The following is a 16,779-nucleotide window of genomic DNA, read 5'->3' as shown; positions in this document are numbered from 1 at the left end:
GGTTCCCAGGTTAATCGTGCGCCTCACGGGTGACGGGATCACCGAGGCCGATGCGCTCGTCGTGGCCGGGCGTGTCGTGGCCGCCGTGGACGTCGGCCTGCGGGGTGACCGCCTTCAGTTCCGCCATCGGCATGATGGGGAGGAAGCGGATGAACAGGAGGAACAGGACGCCGAAGACGCCGAAGGTCCCGAAGAAGGTGAAGATGTCCACGATCGTCGGGCTCAGGACGCCCCAGCTGGACGGCAGAAAGTCGCGCGTCAACGAGGTGCAGATGATGACGAAGCGTTCAAACCACATGCCGACGTTCACGAAGATCGACAGGATCCAGACCAAGGCGGTGTTCTGGCGGACGGCCTTGAACCAGAAGAACTGCGGCGTGATCACGTTGCAGGAAATCATGATCCAGTACGCCCAGGCGTAGTTGCCGAACGCGCGGTTGATGAAGGTGAAGCCCTCGTATGGGTTCGCCCCGTACCACGCGATGAAGAACTCCATGCCGTACGCGTAGCCGACCATGGTGCCGGTCGCCAAAGTGATCTTACACATGCAGTCGATGTGGTACTGCGTGATCAGGTCCTCGAGGTGGTAGATCGCGCGCAACGGCAGCATGAGCGTCAGCACCATGCCGAAGCCGGAGAAAATGGCGCCCGCGACGAAGTACGGCGGGAAGATCGTGGTGTGCCAGCCCGGGATCAGCGACACGGCGAAGTCGAACGAGACGATGGTGTGCACCGAGAGCACCAGCGGCGTCGCGACGCCGGCGAGAATCAGGTACGCCATCTCGTAATTGCTCCAGTGGCGGTTCGAACCGCGCCAGCCCATCGCAAACAGGCCGTAGAGGAACGCGCGCGTCTTGTTGCCCACCGCGTAGAAGCGGTCGCGCAGTACCGCCAGGTCGGGAATCATGCCGACATACCAGAACAGCACGGACACCGTGCCGTACGTCGAGACAGCAAAGACGTCCCACTCCAGCGGCGAGCGGAAGTTCTGCCAGATCGCGTTCGAGTTCGGCACCGGCGCGAGGAACCACGCGTACCAGACGCGGCCGACATGGAACACCGGGAAGATACCGGCGCAGACGACGGCGAAGATCGTCATCGCCTCGGCCGCCCGGTTGATCGAGGTGCGCCACTTCTGCCGCAGCAGGCAGAGGATGGCGGAGATCAGCGTACCCGCGTGGCCGATACCGATCCAGAACACGAAGTTCACGATCGGCCAGCCCCAGTTCACCGGATTGCGGTGACCCCAGACACCGACGCCCGTGGAAACGAGGTAGGTGATGCCGGCGACCGTGAAGGACGCCATGAAGCAGGAGACGATGAAGCACCACCACCACCAGGCGGGGGTGCGCCCCTCGATGATGCCGCAGATCTTCTCGGTGATCCAATGGAAGCTCCGGTTGTTGCCGACCAGGACGGGTCGGGGCAGCACCGCGGGCTTGACCTCCTGGAGGATCGCGGGGGCGGAAACAGCGTTGTCAGCGTGGGCCATGGGCAGAGTCCTCGGGGCTTAGTGTTGCGGCGCCGCGGCATGGGCGTCCGCCGGCTGCGCGTGGTGCGGCGCGGTATGTCCCGCGGCGGCGCCGTGGGCGCCCGCCGCCGCCGGCTCGTTCTTGCGGCTCTGCTCGATCCGGCTGAGCGGGAGCTTGCCGTAGTCCGGCATCCGCGGGTTGGGATTGCGGATGCGGGCGGCGTACGTGGTGCGCGGCCGGATGTTGAGGTAGCCCAGGAGCGAATACTCCTGCTCGCGCGCCTTGGCCTTCACGACGGCGCTGTGCGGGTCGAGGAGATTGCCGAAGACGATGGCGTCGACCGGGCAGGTCTGCGCGCAGGCCGGAACGACGGTACCGTCGGGCACCATGACCTGCTCAGGCGTGCCGGCCTGCGCCATGCGCACCTTGTGCTGGATCTTGCCATTCTGAACCCGCTGCACGCAGTAGGTGCACTTCTCCATCACGCCGCGCATGCGGACCGAGACCTCGGGGTTCTTCACCATCTTCACCAGCTCCGGCATACCCTTCGGGCCGAGGGGTCCCAGGTACAGGCTGTCGAGCTGCCGCTGATTCCAGTCGAAGTAATTGAAGCGCCGAACCTTGTACGGGCAGTTGTTCGCGCAGTACCGCGTGCCGATGCAGCGGTTGTAGGCCATCGTGTTGAGGCCCTCGTTGTCATGCACCGTCGCGTTGACCGGGCACACCGTCTCGCACGGGGCGAGTTCACAGTGCTGGCAACCGACTGGCTGCAGCGAAATCTGGGGATCTTCGGGCAGTTGCTTGTTACCCTCCCCACCGAACGCCGCCGCGTCGATCTCGCCATCGGAGTAATAGCGGTCGATGCGGATCCAATGCATCTGCCGGCCCCGCAGCGACTGGTCGCGGCCGACGATCGGAATGTTGTTCTCAGCCTGGCAGGCGACGACGCACGCATTGCAGCCGATGCAGGTGTTGAGGTCGATCGACATGCCCCACTGGTGCACGCCGTCGAAGCCGTCGTTCTGCTTGTTCGGCGTCTGGTACAACGAGCCGCCGCGCGGGATCTCGGTCGCGCGTTCCTGCAGCGACATCTTTTCGCCAGCTTCGCCCAGGATCGAGGGCGAGTGAGCCTCGAGTCCGATCGCAGCCACGAAGCCAGGGTTGCGCTGATACTCATCCAGGTTCGCCTCGCGCACGAGGTCGCGACCTTCCATCGACCAGTGCGCCTGCGTATTCGCGAGGGCGTGACGTTCGGCCGTAACCGTCAGCGTGGCGCCATTGGCGACGTGCATCGCCGTGGACGTCCGCAGCGGATAGGCATTGTAGCCAGAGTTCGTGCCGATGTGGCCGGACTTTGTCCGCCCATACCCCAGCGTCACAACCACCGTGTGATTCGCCAGGCCGGGCTGAATGTGGATTGGCCCCCGAACCTTGCGTCCGCCGAGCACGAGTTCACCGATGCGCGCCTGCTCCCGGGCCATGGAGTCGAGCTCCCCTTCCTCCACGCGCGCAATCTGCAGCGCCGAACCCTTCGGATAAACGCCGAGCTCCCGCGCAAGCGCGGGGCTCACGAGAATCGCGTTGTCCCAGGCGATCTTGGTAATCGGGTCGGAGACTTCCTGCAGCCAGCCGTTGTTGGCAAAGCGGCCGTCGTCGACCTTGTGGTCCGCCACAAAGCGCACTTCGAGGTGCGCGGCATCGACCACCGGCGCCCGGCCCAGCCCCTGCAGGAGACTGCCGGCGCGGTCGACATCGAAGCGGACATTGGCCACCGGATAGGCGGAGTTCGCCAGCAGGCCGTCGTGCAGGAACCGACGCATTGCCTTGTCGGCATCGCCGCCCGCAAGGCCAGCGATGGTGGCGCGAACCAGCTCGTAGGGATCGGCATTCGTCTCGCCACCAAGGCGCGCGAGGACCTCGAGCTCGGTCAGGCCACCGAACAACGGGAGAATCATCGGCTGCACCGGCACGATTGTGCCATCGGCGGTGCGGGCGTCTCCCCACGACTCAAGGTAATGCGCCGCGGCAACGTGCGTCCCCGCCAAGGCGGAGGTCTCGTCCACGTAGCCACCAAAACGAACCACCTGGGGCACCGACTTTTGGAGCGCCGGCCAGTCGAGGTCTGCCGGGGCATTGTAGACAGGATTGCCGCCAAGGACCACGAGCGTCTGGACGCGCTTCTCTTGAATGGCGCGGGCCAGGTCCTGGATCGAAGCCGCCGACGACGCGGGCACCGTGACGAAGTCGACGGTGTGCCCGACATTCCCCAGCGCGAGATTGATCCCGTACGTAATGGCGTGAACGGCGGCGGGGAGGTGCGAGCCGGCGACAACCAGGCAGGAGCCAGCGTGGGCGCGAAGATCGTCAGCGCACGCCGTGATCCATTCCGGCTTCACGGTCAGCCCTTCCGTGAAGGGCTGGAGGATTTCCGCCCCCGGCATGCGGTCGTGCAGGGCCAGCGCGATGGCCGAGGCGAAGCCGAGCATGTGGCTTGAGGCCAGCCGCAGGCGATGGTCCGCCATGCTGCCGGTCAGCGTCATCGCACTTTCGGCGACGTAGAGCCGGTTCATGTCGTCCTTTGCCGAACCCAGACGGCGGCCGTCGGCGTAACCGCGGGCGTAGTAGACCGAACCGGCCTCCGCCTGGAGAAAATCACCGTCGATCGACAGGATTCGCTTCGCCTTCGCGAAGTGATACACGGGCTTCACGTTCACGCCGAACGCAGCCTGGGCCGCGGCCAGCGGCGGTTCGTCCGCCACGGGCTCATACTCCGCCCAGATCGCCTGAGGGAATCGCTCCCGCAGCCGTTGCAGCAGGCGGGCGCGCGTGGGCGATGCCGATTCCTCGGCGAGGATCGCCAGACCCGCACCCTGCCCGGCCGCGAACTTGCGGCTGATTTCGGCCAGCAGCGCGTTCACCGCATCGGTCGAGATCGTGACTCCACTCGAGGTGTGCGCCTTCGCCCGGTCAGGATCGTAAAGATCAAGCACCGAAGCCTGCGCCGTAATCGAGGTGCGACCGCCGAACGGCGCGTACGTCGGGTTGCCCTCAAGCTTGGTGGGACGCCCCTGATGCGTCTCCGCGAGGAGCGGGACGGCGGCGCGCCGCAGCGGCATCGCGGTCGCATAATACTGGGGCAGCCCGGGAATGACGCCATCGACCGACTTGCCAAACGGCAGGATGTTGCGCTCCGGCCGGCGGCAACCCGCGAGCCCCACGCCGCCAAGGGCGAAGGACGCGGCCATGATCTTCATGAACGCGCGGCGGTCCACGCCGTCGAGGGTCGAGGCTCCCTCCGGGAACTCCCGGTGCAGTTGGTCCTGGAAGCCCGGCGTCTGGGCGAGCTCGTCGAGACTGCGCCAGTACTTCGGGCCGTTCATTTCGCGCGCCGACGGAGCGGGATGGTCGATTTTGCGTTTCATCGGTGGCAGCCGGAGCAGCTTTGCGGAGGCATCACTTTCCAGTGATTCACGAGCTTCGTCGCCTGGTCGGCGCCCGCCGGGCCCTGGTCGACCAGTCGTTTCGAATCGAGGTTGAAGACATCCTTAGGGTCGCGCAGCCGCGACGCGGGGTTCTGGTGGCAATCGAGGCAGAACGACATGCTGAGCGGCTGCATGTGGGTCACCGTATCCATCTGGTTCACGGGCCCATGGCATTCCACGCAGGACACGCCGCGGTTCACGTGGGCTGCATGGTTGAAGTAGGCGTAGTCCGGCGTGGTGTGGATCCACACCCACGGCACCGGCGTGCCCTTCTCATAGCTCTCCCGCACCGGGGCGAGCAGCGGGCTGTCCTTCTTCACCACGCTGTGGCAGTTCATGCACGTCTGCGCGGTCGGCACGTTCGAGTGCCCCGACTTGTCGACGCCGTTGTGGCAGTAACGGCAGTCCATCCCGAGCTCGTTCACGTGCTTGGCGTGGCTGAACGGGACCGGCTGCACCGGCGCGTATCCGACGCGCGTGTACTTCGGCGTCATGTAATAGGTGACGGCCGCGGTCGCGATGCTCCCCAGGACGGCGAGGAAGATCACGATCTGAAGCGGCAGCTTGTTGGCCGATTTCGGGAAGAGTTTCGACATGACGGGAGGGGGTTCGTCGAACCCGGGCGGTTAGCCGCGGTGAGCGTCTCGCGCCACGGCGCGCGCGTCCTGCCGCAGGGCCCAGCCAGGCGATGCCTGCGGGCTCACGCCGGGCGCAGCCGGAGCGGAGGCCGGGCTCGACGCCTTGCCGAGCAAGCGCGGGAGCACGGTGAAAGCTGCCGCAAAGCCGATGAGCTTTGCGAAAAAAGCCTTTCGCGAAGGGTTGTGGGACACAGGTGGGACAGACCTAACTGACGGTGGGAGCCGACCGGGTGGGATCCGGCGGGAGAAAAACGGTCCGAAGCAAGGGAGCGGTTTTTACGATGTAAACCAAAATTTCGGTAGGCAACTTCCCTAGTCGAAGAATTAGTACACGCCGTGCGTGAAACGACGCACGCTAATCCTTCTTATAGGTGGGCGTGCGCGTTCGGGATGCGCTCACCTCGCCCGGATAACTGCGGCGGCTGCCCGTCGGCTAAGGCATAATCGTAGCCCGATAGGAAATTCGCTCAGCGGAAGACTGCGGCAGCGCGGTCCCCAAGAATCGAGGCATCGCCGCCCGGGGGCGACGCCGGCCTACAGGAATATGCCGTCCCGCATCGATCGGGTGACGTCGCAACGCTGGGCAATCTCCGGATTGTGCGTCACGAGCACGACCGCCTGGCCCTGCTCTTTCGCCAAGCGCGTGAGCAGATCGAACACCAGGGCTGAGTTTTTGACGTCCAAGTTGCCCGTCGGCTCGTCGGCGAGGAGGATCGTGGGCTGATTCGCAAGGGCGCGGGCAATCGCGACGCGCTGCTGCTCGCCACCAGACAGGTGGGTGCCGAGGCGGTGGGTCTTGTCGCCCAGTCCAACGGAGCCGAGGAGGGCATGGGCACGCGCTTCCATCTCGGCCGGCGCCAGCCGACCCAGCTTGCGCATCGGCATCATCACGTTCTCGAGCGCGGTGAACTCGAGCATCAGAAAGTGAAACTGGAAGACGAAGCCGATATGTTCGCCGCGCGCCGCAGTCCGCGCGACGTCGTCGGTGTTGGACATCACCCGACCGTTGATCTCGATCTGGCCGCCATCGGGCTGGTCCAGCAATCCGAGCAGGTACAGCAGGGTGCTCTTGCCACATCCGGACGGACCGACAATCGCGTAAACCTGACCGCGTTCAGCCTCAAAGGATACGCCCTTCAAGACATGGACCCGGCCCTCGTCTTGGCCGAGGTAGCGGTGCAGCCCAGTGCAACGGACGGCGATCCTGGAGGTAGAGGTTGACGCAAGGGACATGGCGCGGGGTCGAGTTGAGGGACAGACTACTGCGCAGTGCCGCGAATGATGTCACCCGGCTCAACGCGCGCCGCCCTGCGCGCCGGGATCATGCTCGCCACCATCACCATCACGACGGCCGTGAGAACCGCCAAGACGTAGTGCTGGAGTTCCCAGGTGACGATGAAGTGCTCAGTCTTGAAAATCCCCGTGATGGGCAACGGCACCTGGCTCACGCACCACGTCACGCCGGCGCCGAAGAGCGCGCCGGCGATGGAGCCAATCGTCAGTACGATGCCGGCCTGCCAGAGGAAAATCTGGGTGATGTCACGGCGCTCGTACCCCATGGAGCGGAGAATCGCGATGTCCTTGGTCTTCTCGAAGACGATCATCGCCAGGGTGTTGAACATCGCCAGGCCGGCGATGAGCGTGAACACCGTCACCGTGATGGCGGACGAGATACGCAGCGCGCGAAACACCGCGAGCCAGGTCTTCTCGCGCACCTGCCAAGGGCGGACGTTGTAACGCAACACGTCCTGCATCTGGGCGGCCACGGACGGAGCGCGGTTGGGATCCCGCAGGCTGATCTGAAGGAAACTCGCACCCGTCGCCTTCTTCAGCAGCGACTTGGCCTCGGCGAGTGGGACGTAGATTCGGAGCTTGTCGATATCCTGCACCCCGGTCTCGTAGATGGCGACGACACGCTGCCGTCGGGATTCGCCGCGCGCGCTGATCACAAAGGAATCACCAACCGAGAGCTGCAGGCGGTCCGCAATGACGCGTCCAATTGCCGCGCCACCGGTCCCCCGCTCGATCTCGCGCAAGTTGCCCGCGATGATCTGCTGATCCAGGTCGGAGACCTGCAGGTGATCCGTCAGCCTGATGCCGAACACCTGGGCGTCCTCGGTCTTGATCGGGCCGGTCACCTGCACATTGCCACGTACAACGGCCGACACGCCGCGCACGTCGTTGAACTGCCGCACCGCCCCAGTGAGGGCGTCGGGGTCCTCCACCCCTTCGATGTATTTCACGCCATCCTTTTGCCAGATCTCGAACTTCGACCCACCGCCTGCAGACATGCTGCGCATCGTATCCTGGATCTTGTCCTCAATGCGGATGGCGCCGTCGGTGCCCAGGATCGTGCGAATGAAGAACTGCTCGAACCCGCTCGTCGTGGCCTGCGTCACGATGAACAAGCCCACCCCGAGGATGGTGCACGAAAGGCTCATCAGCATCGACCGCTTCTTGGCGGTCAGAAACCGGAATGCGATCCGGAGGTTCGGGCTCATGATCCGGGCGCCGGCCGCCCGCGGTGGACCGCTGGCGGAGTGGATGATTGCGCGGAATTCATCGACGCAGGGCTCCTTGACTCACTGTTGCTCCACCCGCACCCGCTGCCCCTCGCGGAATTGGTCGATGCCATCGACAATGACCAGCTCACCCTCGTTGAGCTTGTCCGTCACCTCGGCGTAGTTCAACGCGCGGTAGCCAATCGAAAGCTGGCGTTTCTCCACCACGCCATTGCGCACGAGCAGGACCGTGTTCTCCCGGCCCTTGTCGTTGAAGAGCGCCCGCCGCGGGATGAGCGGAGCGTTCTCGCGCTCGCCCACCGTGATCGAGGCCTCGCCCGTGCTGAACGGCATCAACTGCGCCGTCTCCGCCTTGACCTTCAGGTACACGCTATAGCGCTGCGTGTCCGCATCGGCGAACGGGAGAATCGTCGTGACCTCGGCATCGAACAGCGTGTCGCCAACGTTCAGCAGCCGCACGCGGGCGCGCTGCCCGACCTTCACCCGAGCGATGTCCTCCTCGCCGATCTTCGCGATCACCACGCGTTCATTGGAGAAGAACTCGCCGACCTTCGTACCGGCTCCAATCAGGGCGCCCGGCGCGACGAAAACAGCGCGCATCACGCAGTCCATCGGCGCCCGCACGGTCATTTTGTCGATCTGGCGCTGAAACTCGGCTTGGCTCTTCTCGAAATCGATCTGGGCCTGTTTCATGTCGAAGTCCGCCAGCACCAAATCCGTTTCGACCTGGGCGTAGCGACGCTGCGCTTCCTTCCATTGCAGCGGCGGCATCTCCCCCCGGTCGAATTGCTGTTTCGCGGCAGCGAGCAGTTCCTTGGCCGTCTCAAGCGAGGAGTCATTGCGCAGCCGGATCTTCCGGCGCTCCAGCTCACGCGCATAGTTGTCGGCGGCCTGCTTCTTTGCCCGTTCAAGGTCGCTGGAATCCAGCTTCACCACCGCCTCGTCCTTGCGAAAGGGTTCGCCCAGTTGCCGGGGATCGATCCAAACGACACGCCCGCCCAGCTCGCTTTTGAGCTCCTGCACGTCCTTTTCGGCGTGCACCACGACGCTGCCGCTGACGACGTCCACGGCCTTGCCCCGCTGCACCGGCGCGACGAGGGCGACCGGTCGAAACCCGTACAACGCCACCACGACTGCGATGGCCAGGATGGCCAGCACGACCAGGATTTTCAGAACGAAACCGGATTTGGCGGGTTTAGCGGACATAACGAGAGGGAAGATTCTGGAGCGCGGGGTCATCCGTCACTCGCGACACAAAGGCGCTCCAGCTGGCCAGGAACGCCGCCCGGGCGGCAGTCGCGACGGCCTCGGCCCGGCGGAGGTCGCGTTGCGAACGCTCTAGGCGCGCTTGCGACGCCTCGCCTGCTTGCGTCCGCAGGAGTTCCTGCTCGCGCCTCATGCCGAGCTCAGCAGCGTGCCGCCGTTGCTCGGTCAGCTCCACCGCGCGCGCATCAAGCACCACGTTTCGCTGATACTGTTGTGCCTGATCCATCACCTCTTCGGTCACCCGTCGCAGTTCCGCCTCGGCATAGCGACGATCGGCCTTGGTCATCGCCTTGATGGCCCGAGTGGCAAACCCATCGAAAATGGTCCAGTTCCCTCGCAGCTCCATCGAATCCCGGGTGATAGCCGTCTGCGAGACGGCACTCTCGCTGGCCGTGGTCGATGTCTCGACGCTGTGCGAGATGCCAAAATTGAACTTGGGCAGCAGGCGCATCCGCGCCGTGCGATAATTTAGATCCGCCTCCCGAATCCGCATCTCAAGCACTTGAGCCCGAAAGGAGTGGCGACCTCCGTCGCGGAGCACTGCAGCCGTCCAAGCCGTGGCGAGCGCCGGATCGTAGCGCGGCAGCGGCAGCGCATCCGGAATCGACTCCGGTGAGAGGTCTGACACGCCCGCAAGACGCGCGAGCCGCCGACAATCAGTTGTGAAGTTGGCGGTGACCCGATCCACCTCAAGCTGGGCCTCATTTAGTTCGAGCTCCCGCCCCGCGATATCCGCGCCCGAGAGAACGCCCAACGCTTGTTTCTCCTTTGCGCTGGCTAGTTCCTGCTGCCGCAACGTCAGTGTGTAACGAATCTCCCGTAAGCGCGCCTGACTCGCCACAAGGCTGAGATACGACTGTCGAATCGCGACCGCGAGTTCTCGGTAAGCGTCGGCGTACTCCTTGGCTGCAACTGCGGCCCTGATACGGGCAATCTGCCCCGCGCGCCGGACGTCTCCCCAATGAAACACCGCCTGATCCAAACCAATATTGTAAAAGAGGCCACTGTTGTCCGAACTTGAATCGGCGTTGCCCGAGATACCTGTCTGACTGGAGTTGTAGCGAAAATCGCCGCCGAGATTCGGCCACCGCTGCCGGTCGGCCAGGCGGATTTCGGCATCGGCCCGGTCGACGAGTGCCTCCCGCCGCAACTGGTCCGGCGACTGCTTCACCGCAGCCGCCAACAGCACCTTCAATCCCGGAAGATAATCTTCCGGGAGTGTAACCACCATCGTCGCCGACTGGCCGTGCAATCCTACTGTGACGACGGTCAACGCTAACCATGAAATGGCGCGCCCGACACGCAGGCAACTGAGTCCAGACAACAGCATGTAACGTGAGAGAATGAGGTGGTCAGACCGCTGGAATTGGCCCTCGATTGCAAAGCTTTTTAGGGGAGGAAATCAGATTGCGCTTTCGCGTTACAGGTTCCGCCGCAATGTCAGTCACTATCTTCGTATGCTTTCGCGTGTCGCCGCATCCATGAATCCCAGTTCATCAACATCCGACCTTCCCTCAGCCAACGTCACTGAAGCTCAGCCGGACCCGGTCGTATCGACGTCCCAGCTCGTGCAACGGCACCTTAATCGGGTACGGGAGTTCTATGATTGCGCCCCGGTCCGTCCACAATGGGCTGCCCGCCAATACCGACGGCTGCTCTCCCACTACTACAATCTGTTGATCGCGCCGTCCGCCTCCGTGCTCGAGATCGGATGTGGTGGGGGAGATCTGCTGGCGTTGATTCGAGCCGGCCGCCGCGTGGGCGTCGATCTCTCGGCCAAGCGGATCGAGGCCGCACGTCAGCAGGTTCCCGATGCCGAGTTCTATGTCCAGGCCGGCGAGGAGTTGAGCCTCGAGGGCAAGTTCGACGTCATCATCATCTCGGACACGCTCAACCTCGCGGCGGACGTGCAGCAACTGCTCGAACGGCTCCATGGCGTCGCGACGCCTGACACGCGGCTGCTGATCAATTTTCAGAACACACTCTGGCGTCCGTTCCTCTCGCTCGCACAGGCGCTGGGCCTCAAAGCCGCCCAGCCGCAGAACAGCTGGCTCGCGAGCGCCGACGTCCGCAACCTGCTGCGGCTGGCGGATTGGGAGGTGGTCCTCGACCAGAATCGGATTCTAGTGCCGTCGCCGGTCCTGGGGCTCGGCTCGCTTGTCAACCGCTGGCTGGCCCCGCTGCTCCAGTGGTTCTGCCTCACCATCTTCTTCGTCGCACGGCCGCAACCTCGCACACCCCGCCGGGCACGGACGGTTTCCGTCGTCATCCCCGCGCGCAACGAAGCCGGCAACATCGAGGCCGCCGTTCAGCGCACACCCGAGCTGGGTGCGGGCACGGAGCTGATTTTTGTCGAGGGCAACTCCACCGATCATACCTGGGCCGAGATTCAGCGCGTGGCGGCCGCGTATCCGCAGCGCAACATCCGAATCCTTCAGCAGCCCGGCCGCGGCAAAGGCGATGCGGTCCGTGCCGGCTTCGCCGTCGCCAGCGGGGACATCCTCATGATCCTCGACGCCGATCTCACGATGCCGCCGGAGGAGCTACCCAAGTTTTACGCGGTGCTCGCGAGCGGGCGGGCGGAGTTTGCGAACGGTGTGCGCCTGGTCTATCCGATGGAACAGGAGGCCATGCAGTTCGCAAACCTCTGCGCCAACAAGGCGTTCGGCCTGATCTTCTCCTGGCTGCTCGGCCAGCCCGTGAAGGACACGCTCTGCGGGACCAAGGTGCTTGCACGGGCGCACTACGAGCGCGTCGCCGCCAATCGCACCTACTTCGGCGACTTCGATCCTTTTGGCGACTTCGACCTGCTCTTCGGCGCCGCCAAGCTGAACCTCAAGATCGCCGACGTGCCGATCCGGTATCAGGACCGCACCTATGGCACGACCAACATCCAGCGCTGGCGTCACGGCTGGCTGCTCCTGCGCATGGTGATGTTCGCCGCGCGCAAGCTGAAGTTCGTGTAGCCCTCATGATTCCCGTGCTCGATCTCAAGCCGGCCGTCGACGAGCTCCGCCCAGCGCTCGACGCCGCGTACCAGCGGGTGATGGAATCCGGCCGTTTTCTCCTGGGCCGGGAACTCGAGGCCTTCGAACAGGAATATGCCGCCTTCGTCGGCGCACGGCACTGTATCGGCGTGGCCAATGGCCTCGAGGCCCTGCAACTCGTGCTGCTGGCGCGCGGCATCGGCCCAGGCGACGAGGTGATCGTGCCGTCAAACGGCTACATCGCGACCTGGCTCGCGGTCACGCACGTCGGTGCGCGACCAGTACCGTGCGAGCCCGATCCCCGCACGCACAATCTCGATCCCGAGCGGCTGGCCAGCGTCGTTTCCCCTCGGACGCGCGCGATCCTGCCGATTCATCTCTATGGACAGCCGGCAGATCTCCCGGCGATCGCCTCCTTCGCACGCACCCACGGGCTGTTCGTGCTGGAGGACGCCGCGCAGTCGCACGGCGCCCGCTGCCGCCAGGGCGCGGGCGGCCCGTGGCGGCAGACCGGCGCCTTGGGCGATGCGGCCGGCATCAGCTTCTATCCAAGCAAGAACCTCGGCGCGTTGGCCGACGCCGGCGCGATCACCACGGACGACCGAGAGCTGGCGGACAAACTGCGCCACCTCCGCAACTACGGTTCGAAGGTGCGCTACGTGAACGAATACGTCGGCCTGAACTCCCGCCTCGACGAGCTGCAGGCGGCGTTCCTCCGGGCGAAACTACCGCTGCTAAATGCCTGGAACCAGCGCCGCTCCGCCCTTGCGGCCCGCTACGCGGCGGCGCTGGCGGGCGTCGGCGACCTCATCCTGCCGTACGTGCCCGGGTGGGCCGAGCCGGTGTGGCACCTTTACGTCGTGCGCACCCGTCAGCGCGCCGCGTTGCAGGCGCATCTGGAGGCCGCCGGCATCGGCACACAGATCCATTACCCCACCCCGCCGCACCTTGCGCCGGCGTATGCCGGGGCCGGATGGAAACGGGGCGACTTTCCCATCGCCGAGCAGCTCGCCGCCGAGGTGCTCAGCCTGCCGATCGGGCCGCATCACACCGCGGACCAGATTGAAGCCGTTGGCGCAAGCATCCGCCAATTTTTTGGCCAAAGCCGATGATCGTGTTGTTCGACAACGCTGAGCTGCTGCCGGCGGCGTGGCGTGATGAAGCGCGCGGCCAGGCGGTGCGTGTCTTCAATGCGGGACTGCTGCGCGAACGCGCGGGATGGCTACTCGCGTACCGCGTGGTCATCGAGCCGGCCGCAAAGCGGCGCATCGCCATCTGCCGGCTCACGGAACGCTTCGCCGTGGTTCCCGGCTCACCGGTAGCCCTGAGCGACCAGGTGCGGTTCGGCGCGTTGGCGGACGCAGTTGGTCAGACGACGACCTGGTTCGCCGATCCGCGACTGTATCGGCTGAGCGGCCGTCTATTCGTGTACTGGAACTCCGGCTGGCATGAGCCGCAGAACCATCAATTTTTGCAGGAACTCGACGCGGTGACGCTCCAACCGGTAAGCCGGGCGCGGGAACTGGCGCTCGCGGGACGGCGCCAGAAACTGGAGAAGAACTGGGCGCTCTTCGAAGCGGACGGATTGTTCGCCGTGTACTCGGTGCATCCCCACCGCGTGCTGCGGTTCTCATTGGCGGGCAACGGACCGATCGAGTTTTCCGAGGTCGGTCCGGCAACGCCCAACCCGGGTGGCTACGCGCAGGCGCACGGTGGATTGCGGGGAGGAGCGCCGCCGCAGCGTTGCGGAGATCATTTCTATTCGTTCTGCCACTCGATCGAAAACGGGGACGACGGTTACCACTACACGGCCGGTGTCTATCGTTTCGCGGCGCGCGCTCCGTTCGCGCCCACCGACATGCCGCGCATTCCGGTGGCGATCCCGTTGCCCGCAGCGGCACGACGCTCGCTGCCAAAGCTGAACGCGGCGATCGGCGGTGTCGTCTATCCGGCGGGCGCAGCCTATGCGAATGGCCACTGGGTGGTGAGTCTCGGCGTGGACGATGAACGCTGCGCCCTCGCGATCCTCGACCACCAAGCCATCCTCGCGACGCTCGAACCAGTCGCGACGAACGCTGGTGTTGCGCTTTGAACACGAGCGCGGGAGAACAGGCGCCGAACCGTGGCATCCTTCGACTCCTCGTCCGTCTTTGCCCTCCTGAATCCCTGGTGCATCGGCCGCAATCTCTGGCGGCATCGTGAGCTCGCTTGGCAGTTTGCCGTGCGCGAGATCGAAGTGCGGCACCGCGGCAGCCGGCTTGGGGCGATCTGGGCCCTGGTCAACCCGCTCTCGATGCTGGTGCTGTACTGGTTCGTGTTCGGCGCAATCTTCGGGGGCCGTTTCAACGTGCTTCCCGGCGAAACGGAGTTCGACTTCGTCCTGGCGCTGTTTTTCGGGCTCGCGATGTACCACGTGTTTGCCGAGACGCTCGGCTGGGGCCCGCTCCTGATCGCCGGCAACCCGAACTTCGTGAAAAAGGTCGTGTTCCCACTCGAGGTGCTCCCGGTGGCAAAGGTTGGCGACGCCGCGTACCACCTCGGTGTAAGTCTCGCGTTGGTGCTGGTGGGCAGCCTGTTCGGCACGGCGGGCGTCTCCTGGAGTGTGCTATGGCTGCCGGTGCTGATCCTTCCGCTCCTCATGCTGGCCCTGGGCATTGGCTGGGCGCTATCCGCGATCGGGGTGTTCATTCGTGACGTCGCCCAACTCACGCCGTTCATCGGCACCGCCCTGCAATTCGGCAGCGCCGTGATGTTCGCACCCACCAAGATGACGGCGCTGCCGTACGCGTGGGAGATCCTGCGCTTCAATCCACTCCTGCAGATTCTCGACCTCGGCCGGCGGGTCGTGCTCTGGCACCAGCCCATGCCGTGGACCAACCTCGCCTACGTGTACGCGGTTGCGCTGGTCACCCTGGCACTCGGGCACGCCTGCTTCATGCTGCTCCGGCGCTCGTTCGCGGAGGTAATCTAGGGGCCGCGAAGGATCGTGCCTGGCGCCGGGCTCTTCCGGGGCTAGCCCGCGACGCGGGAAACGCCGATCTCGTATGGCAGCCGCACAAGTCCGTGCACGACTTCTTGCTCGGATGCCGCTGAGACCTCGATCACCGCGACGTTGAGCACGCGGTCCCAGGTGTTGTCGGCGTCGACTCCCGCCCCGCAGCCGAGGTCGAGGGTGTATTGCCCCGGCTGCAGTTCGAGGCGGAACCGGATTGAGACAAGACACGCCTTGCCGGCGGGAATCTCGGCAATGAGGCGCCGCGCCACGCGCAGCCCGGTGGCGAACATCACCTGGCCATGGCGGTTGCGCAGTTCGCAACCCGCGCTGACGCCTCGGACGTGACGGGACGCCCGAATCAGGACGACAGCGACGGCCCAGTCGCCAAGCCGGAACGTCGAGCCTGCCCCTCCGTCGGCGTGCAACAGCCAAGCGCGCGCAATGCGCACGCCGCCATCCCCCAGGCGCTCCTTCTCGGCGAGCGCCAGTTCCGGAGCGGTCGGCAGCGGAACAGTTGCGAGCGCGTTGAAATCGTCGGTGGGCGCTGGCGCGTTGCCTGAAAGCGCGGCCATGGCGGTCACGTACTCCCGCACGCAGGCCCCCGCCTCCCCCAGGTAGCGCATGCGTCCCTGATCGAGCCAGAGCGCCCTCTGGCACATGTTGAGGACAAAGGCCGTGTCGTGGGTTACGACGAGGAGGGTGACGCCGGCGTTGACCAGCTCCCGCATCCGGGCGCTGCATTTCTGTTGGAACAGGATGTCGCCGACGCTCAGGGCCTCATCGATGATCAAGACGTCCGGCTCGACCGAGATCGCGACGGCAAACGCCACGCGCATCATCATGCCGGTGGAATAGGTCTTAACCGGTTGATCGATGAAGTCGCCGATATCGGCGAATGCGACAATGCGCTCGTAGCGCGTCTCCATTTCGGCCCGGGAGATGCCGAGGATCGCGCCGGCCAGGTAGATGTTTTCGCGTCCGGTGAACTCGGGGTTGAAGCCGGACCCCAGTTCCAGCAGCGCGGTGATACGGCCGTTGACGCGGCACGCGCCCGAGGACGCCTGCAAGGTGCCTGCGACGATCTGCAGCAGCGTGCTCTTGCCGGCGCCGTTTCGGCCGATGATGCCGAATGCCTCACCTCGCTGCACGGTAAAGGATACGTGATCGAGCGCGGCGACGGCGCCGTTCGACGCGCGATCGAGACGGGAGCCGAAACCGAGTCCCCGCGCGAAGGAGCTGCGAAGCGAGACGTTGCGGTGATAGAGCTTCGTCAGCTCACGGATTTCGATTGCCGGAGCAGCGTTGGAATCAGCGCCGAGAGGCGATTCCACTGCCGCCGGTGAATTGGCCACCATGGCGTTCTGTTAAGCGCGCAGGAGCGGGATTAACCAAGACAAAAAAAGGGCGACCGGTTACC

General features: G+C 65.0%; 12 protein-coding genes. 4 read left to right on the top strand and 8 right to left on the bottom strand.

Annotated features, from left to right (window positions below; genetic code table 11):
* Nucleotides 1-10: 10 nt before the first annotated feature.
* The 7 genes from nrfD to DB354_RS14920 all read right to left on the bottom strand — a co-directional run bounded on the left by nrfD (nt 11) and on the right by DB354_RS14920 (nt 10,710).
* A complete protein-coding gene (gene nrfD, locus DB354_RS14950; protein WP_107836433.1) occupies nt 11-1,492 on the bottom strand; it encodes an NrfD/PsrC family molybdoenzyme membrane anchor subunit in 1,482 nt (493 codons plus the stop codon).
* Nucleotides 1,493-1,510: 18 nt separating this feature from the next.
* Nucleotides 1,511-4,894 carry a TAT-variant-translocated molybdopterin oxidoreductase gene (locus DB354_RS14945; protein ID WP_107836432.1) on the bottom strand — a complete coding sequence of 1,128 codons (3,384 nt, stop codon included), beginning with the start codon at nt 4,892-4,894 and terminating at the stop codon, nt 1,511-1,513.
* Nucleotides 4,891-5,550, bottom strand: coding sequence for a cytochrome c3 family protein (locus DB354_RS14940; protein WP_107836431.1), 660 nt, complete (start codon nt 5,548-5,550; stop codon nt 4,891-4,893). Before DB354_RS14940 ends, DB354_RS14945 begins: the two co-directional genes overlap by 4 nt.
* A gap of 576 nt (nt 5,551-6,126) precedes the next feature.
* On the bottom strand, nt 6,127-6,825 hold the full coding sequence (locus DB354_RS14935) for an ABC transporter ATP-binding protein (protein ID WP_107836430.1): 699 nt from the start codon (nt 6,823-6,825) through the stop codon (nt 6,127-6,129).
* Between the two features lie 26 nt (nt 6,826-6,851).
* Entirely contained in the window at nt 6,852-8,093 is a 1,242-nt protein-coding gene (locus DB354_RS14930) for an FtsX-like permease family protein (protein ID WP_107836429.1), read from the bottom strand.
* An 81-nt stretch (nt 8,094-8,174) separates the two neighbouring features.
* Nucleotides 8,175-9,320 carry an efflux RND transporter periplasmic adaptor subunit gene (locus tag DB354_RS14925; protein WP_107836428.1) on the bottom strand — a complete coding sequence of 382 codons (1,146 nt, stop codon included), beginning with the start codon at nt 9,318-9,320 and terminating at the stop codon, nt 8,175-8,177.
* Entirely contained in the window at nt 9,310-10,710 is a 1,401-nt protein-coding gene (locus DB354_RS14920; RefSeq protein WP_107836427.1) for a TolC family protein, read from the bottom strand. Before DB354_RS14920 ends, DB354_RS14925 begins: the two co-directional genes overlap by 11 nt.
* Before the next feature lie 151 nt (nt 10,711-10,861).
* Here DB354_RS14920 and DB354_RS14915 point away from each other — a divergent pair, with 151 nt between their 5' ends.
* Genes DB354_RS14915 through DB354_RS14900 form a run of 4 tightly spaced genes read left to right on the top strand, consistent with a single transcriptional unit; the run spans nt 10,862 to nt 15,338 of the window.
* A complete protein-coding gene (locus DB354_RS14915) occupies nt 10,862-12,346 on the top strand; it encodes a bifunctional class I SAM-dependent methyltransferase/glycosyltransferase family 2 protein (protein WP_107836426.1) in 1,485 nt (494 codons plus the stop codon).
* 5 nt (nt 12,347-12,351) lie between these two features.
* Nucleotides 12,352-13,479, top strand: coding sequence for a DegT/DnrJ/EryC1/StrS family aminotransferase (locus DB354_RS14910; RefSeq protein WP_107836425.1), 1,128 nt, complete (start codon nt 12,352-12,354; stop codon nt 13,477-13,479).
* Nucleotides 13,476-14,459 (top strand): hypothetical protein, encoded by a 984-nt coding sequence (locus DB354_RS14905; RefSeq protein WP_107836424.1) that lies wholly within the window; start codon nt 13,476-13,478, stop codon nt 14,457-14,459. Before DB354_RS14910 ends, DB354_RS14905 begins: the two co-directional genes overlap by 4 nt.
* A gap of 30 nt (nt 14,460-14,489) precedes the next feature.
* Nucleotides 14,490-15,338 carry an ABC transporter permease gene (locus DB354_RS14900; RefSeq protein WP_107836423.1) on the top strand — a complete coding sequence of 283 codons (849 nt, stop codon included), beginning with the start codon at nt 14,490-14,492 and terminating at the stop codon, nt 15,336-15,338.
* Nucleotides 15,339-15,379: 41 nt separating this feature from the next.
* Here DB354_RS14900 and DB354_RS22375 read toward each other — a convergent pair whose 3' ends face one another.
* Nucleotides 15,380-16,717 (bottom strand): ABC transporter ATP-binding protein, encoded by a 1,338-nt coding sequence (locus DB354_RS22375; RefSeq protein WP_158277551.1) that lies wholly within the window; start codon nt 16,715-16,717, stop codon nt 15,380-15,382.
* Nucleotides 16,718-16,779 lie beyond the last annotated feature (62 nt).

Origin of the sequence: Opitutus sp. ER46 (genome assembly GCF_003054705.1) — a bacterium.
Classification (GTDB): domain Bacteria; phylum Verrucomicrobiota; class Verrucomicrobiia; order Opitutales; family Opitutaceae; genus ER46.
Note: the sequence above shows the minus strand (reverse complement) of the source record. Positions and strands in the feature narration are given on the sequence as shown.

Coding starts and splice junctions, on each gene's coding strand:
- nrfD (WP_107836433.1), bottom strand. CDS start 1,492: ATGGCCCACGCTGACAACGCTGTTTCCGCCCCCGCGATCCTCCAGGAG.
- DB354_RS14945 (WP_107836432.1), bottom strand. CDS start 4,894: ATGAAACGCAAAATCGACCATCCCGCTCCGTCGGCGCGCGAAATGAAC.
- DB354_RS14940 (WP_107836431.1), bottom strand. CDS start 5,550: ATGTCGAAACTCTTCCCGAAATCGGCCAACAAGCTGCCGCTTCAGATC.
- DB354_RS14935 (WP_107836430.1), bottom strand. CDS start 6,825: ATGTCCCTTGCGTCAACCTCTACCTCCAGGATCGCCGTCCGTTGCACT.
- DB354_RS14930 (WP_107836429.1), bottom strand. CDS start 8,093: ATGAGCCCGAACCTCCGGATCGCATTCCGGTTTCTGACCGCCAAGAAG.
- DB354_RS14925 (WP_107836428.1), bottom strand. CDS start 9,320: ATGTCCGCTAAACCCGCCAAATCCGGTTTCGTTCTGAAAATCCTGGTC.
- DB354_RS14920 (WP_107836427.1), bottom strand. CDS start 10,710: ATGCTGTTGTCTGGACTCAGTTGCCTGCGTGTCGGGCGCGCCATTTCA.
- DB354_RS14915 (WP_107836426.1), top strand. CDS start 10,862: ATGAATCCCAGTTCATCAACATCCGACCTTCCCTCAGCCAACGTCACT.
- DB354_RS14910 (WP_107836425.1), top strand. CDS start 12,352: ATGATTCCCGTGCTCGATCTCAAGCCGGCCGTCGACGAGCTCCGCCCA.
- DB354_RS14905 (WP_107836424.1), top strand. CDS start 13,476: ATGATCGTGTTGTTCGACAACGCTGAGCTGCTGCCGGCGGCGTGGCGT.
- DB354_RS22375 (WP_158277551.1), bottom strand. CDS start 16,717: ATGGTGGCCAATTCACCGGCGGCAGTGGAATCGCCTCTCGGCGCTGAT.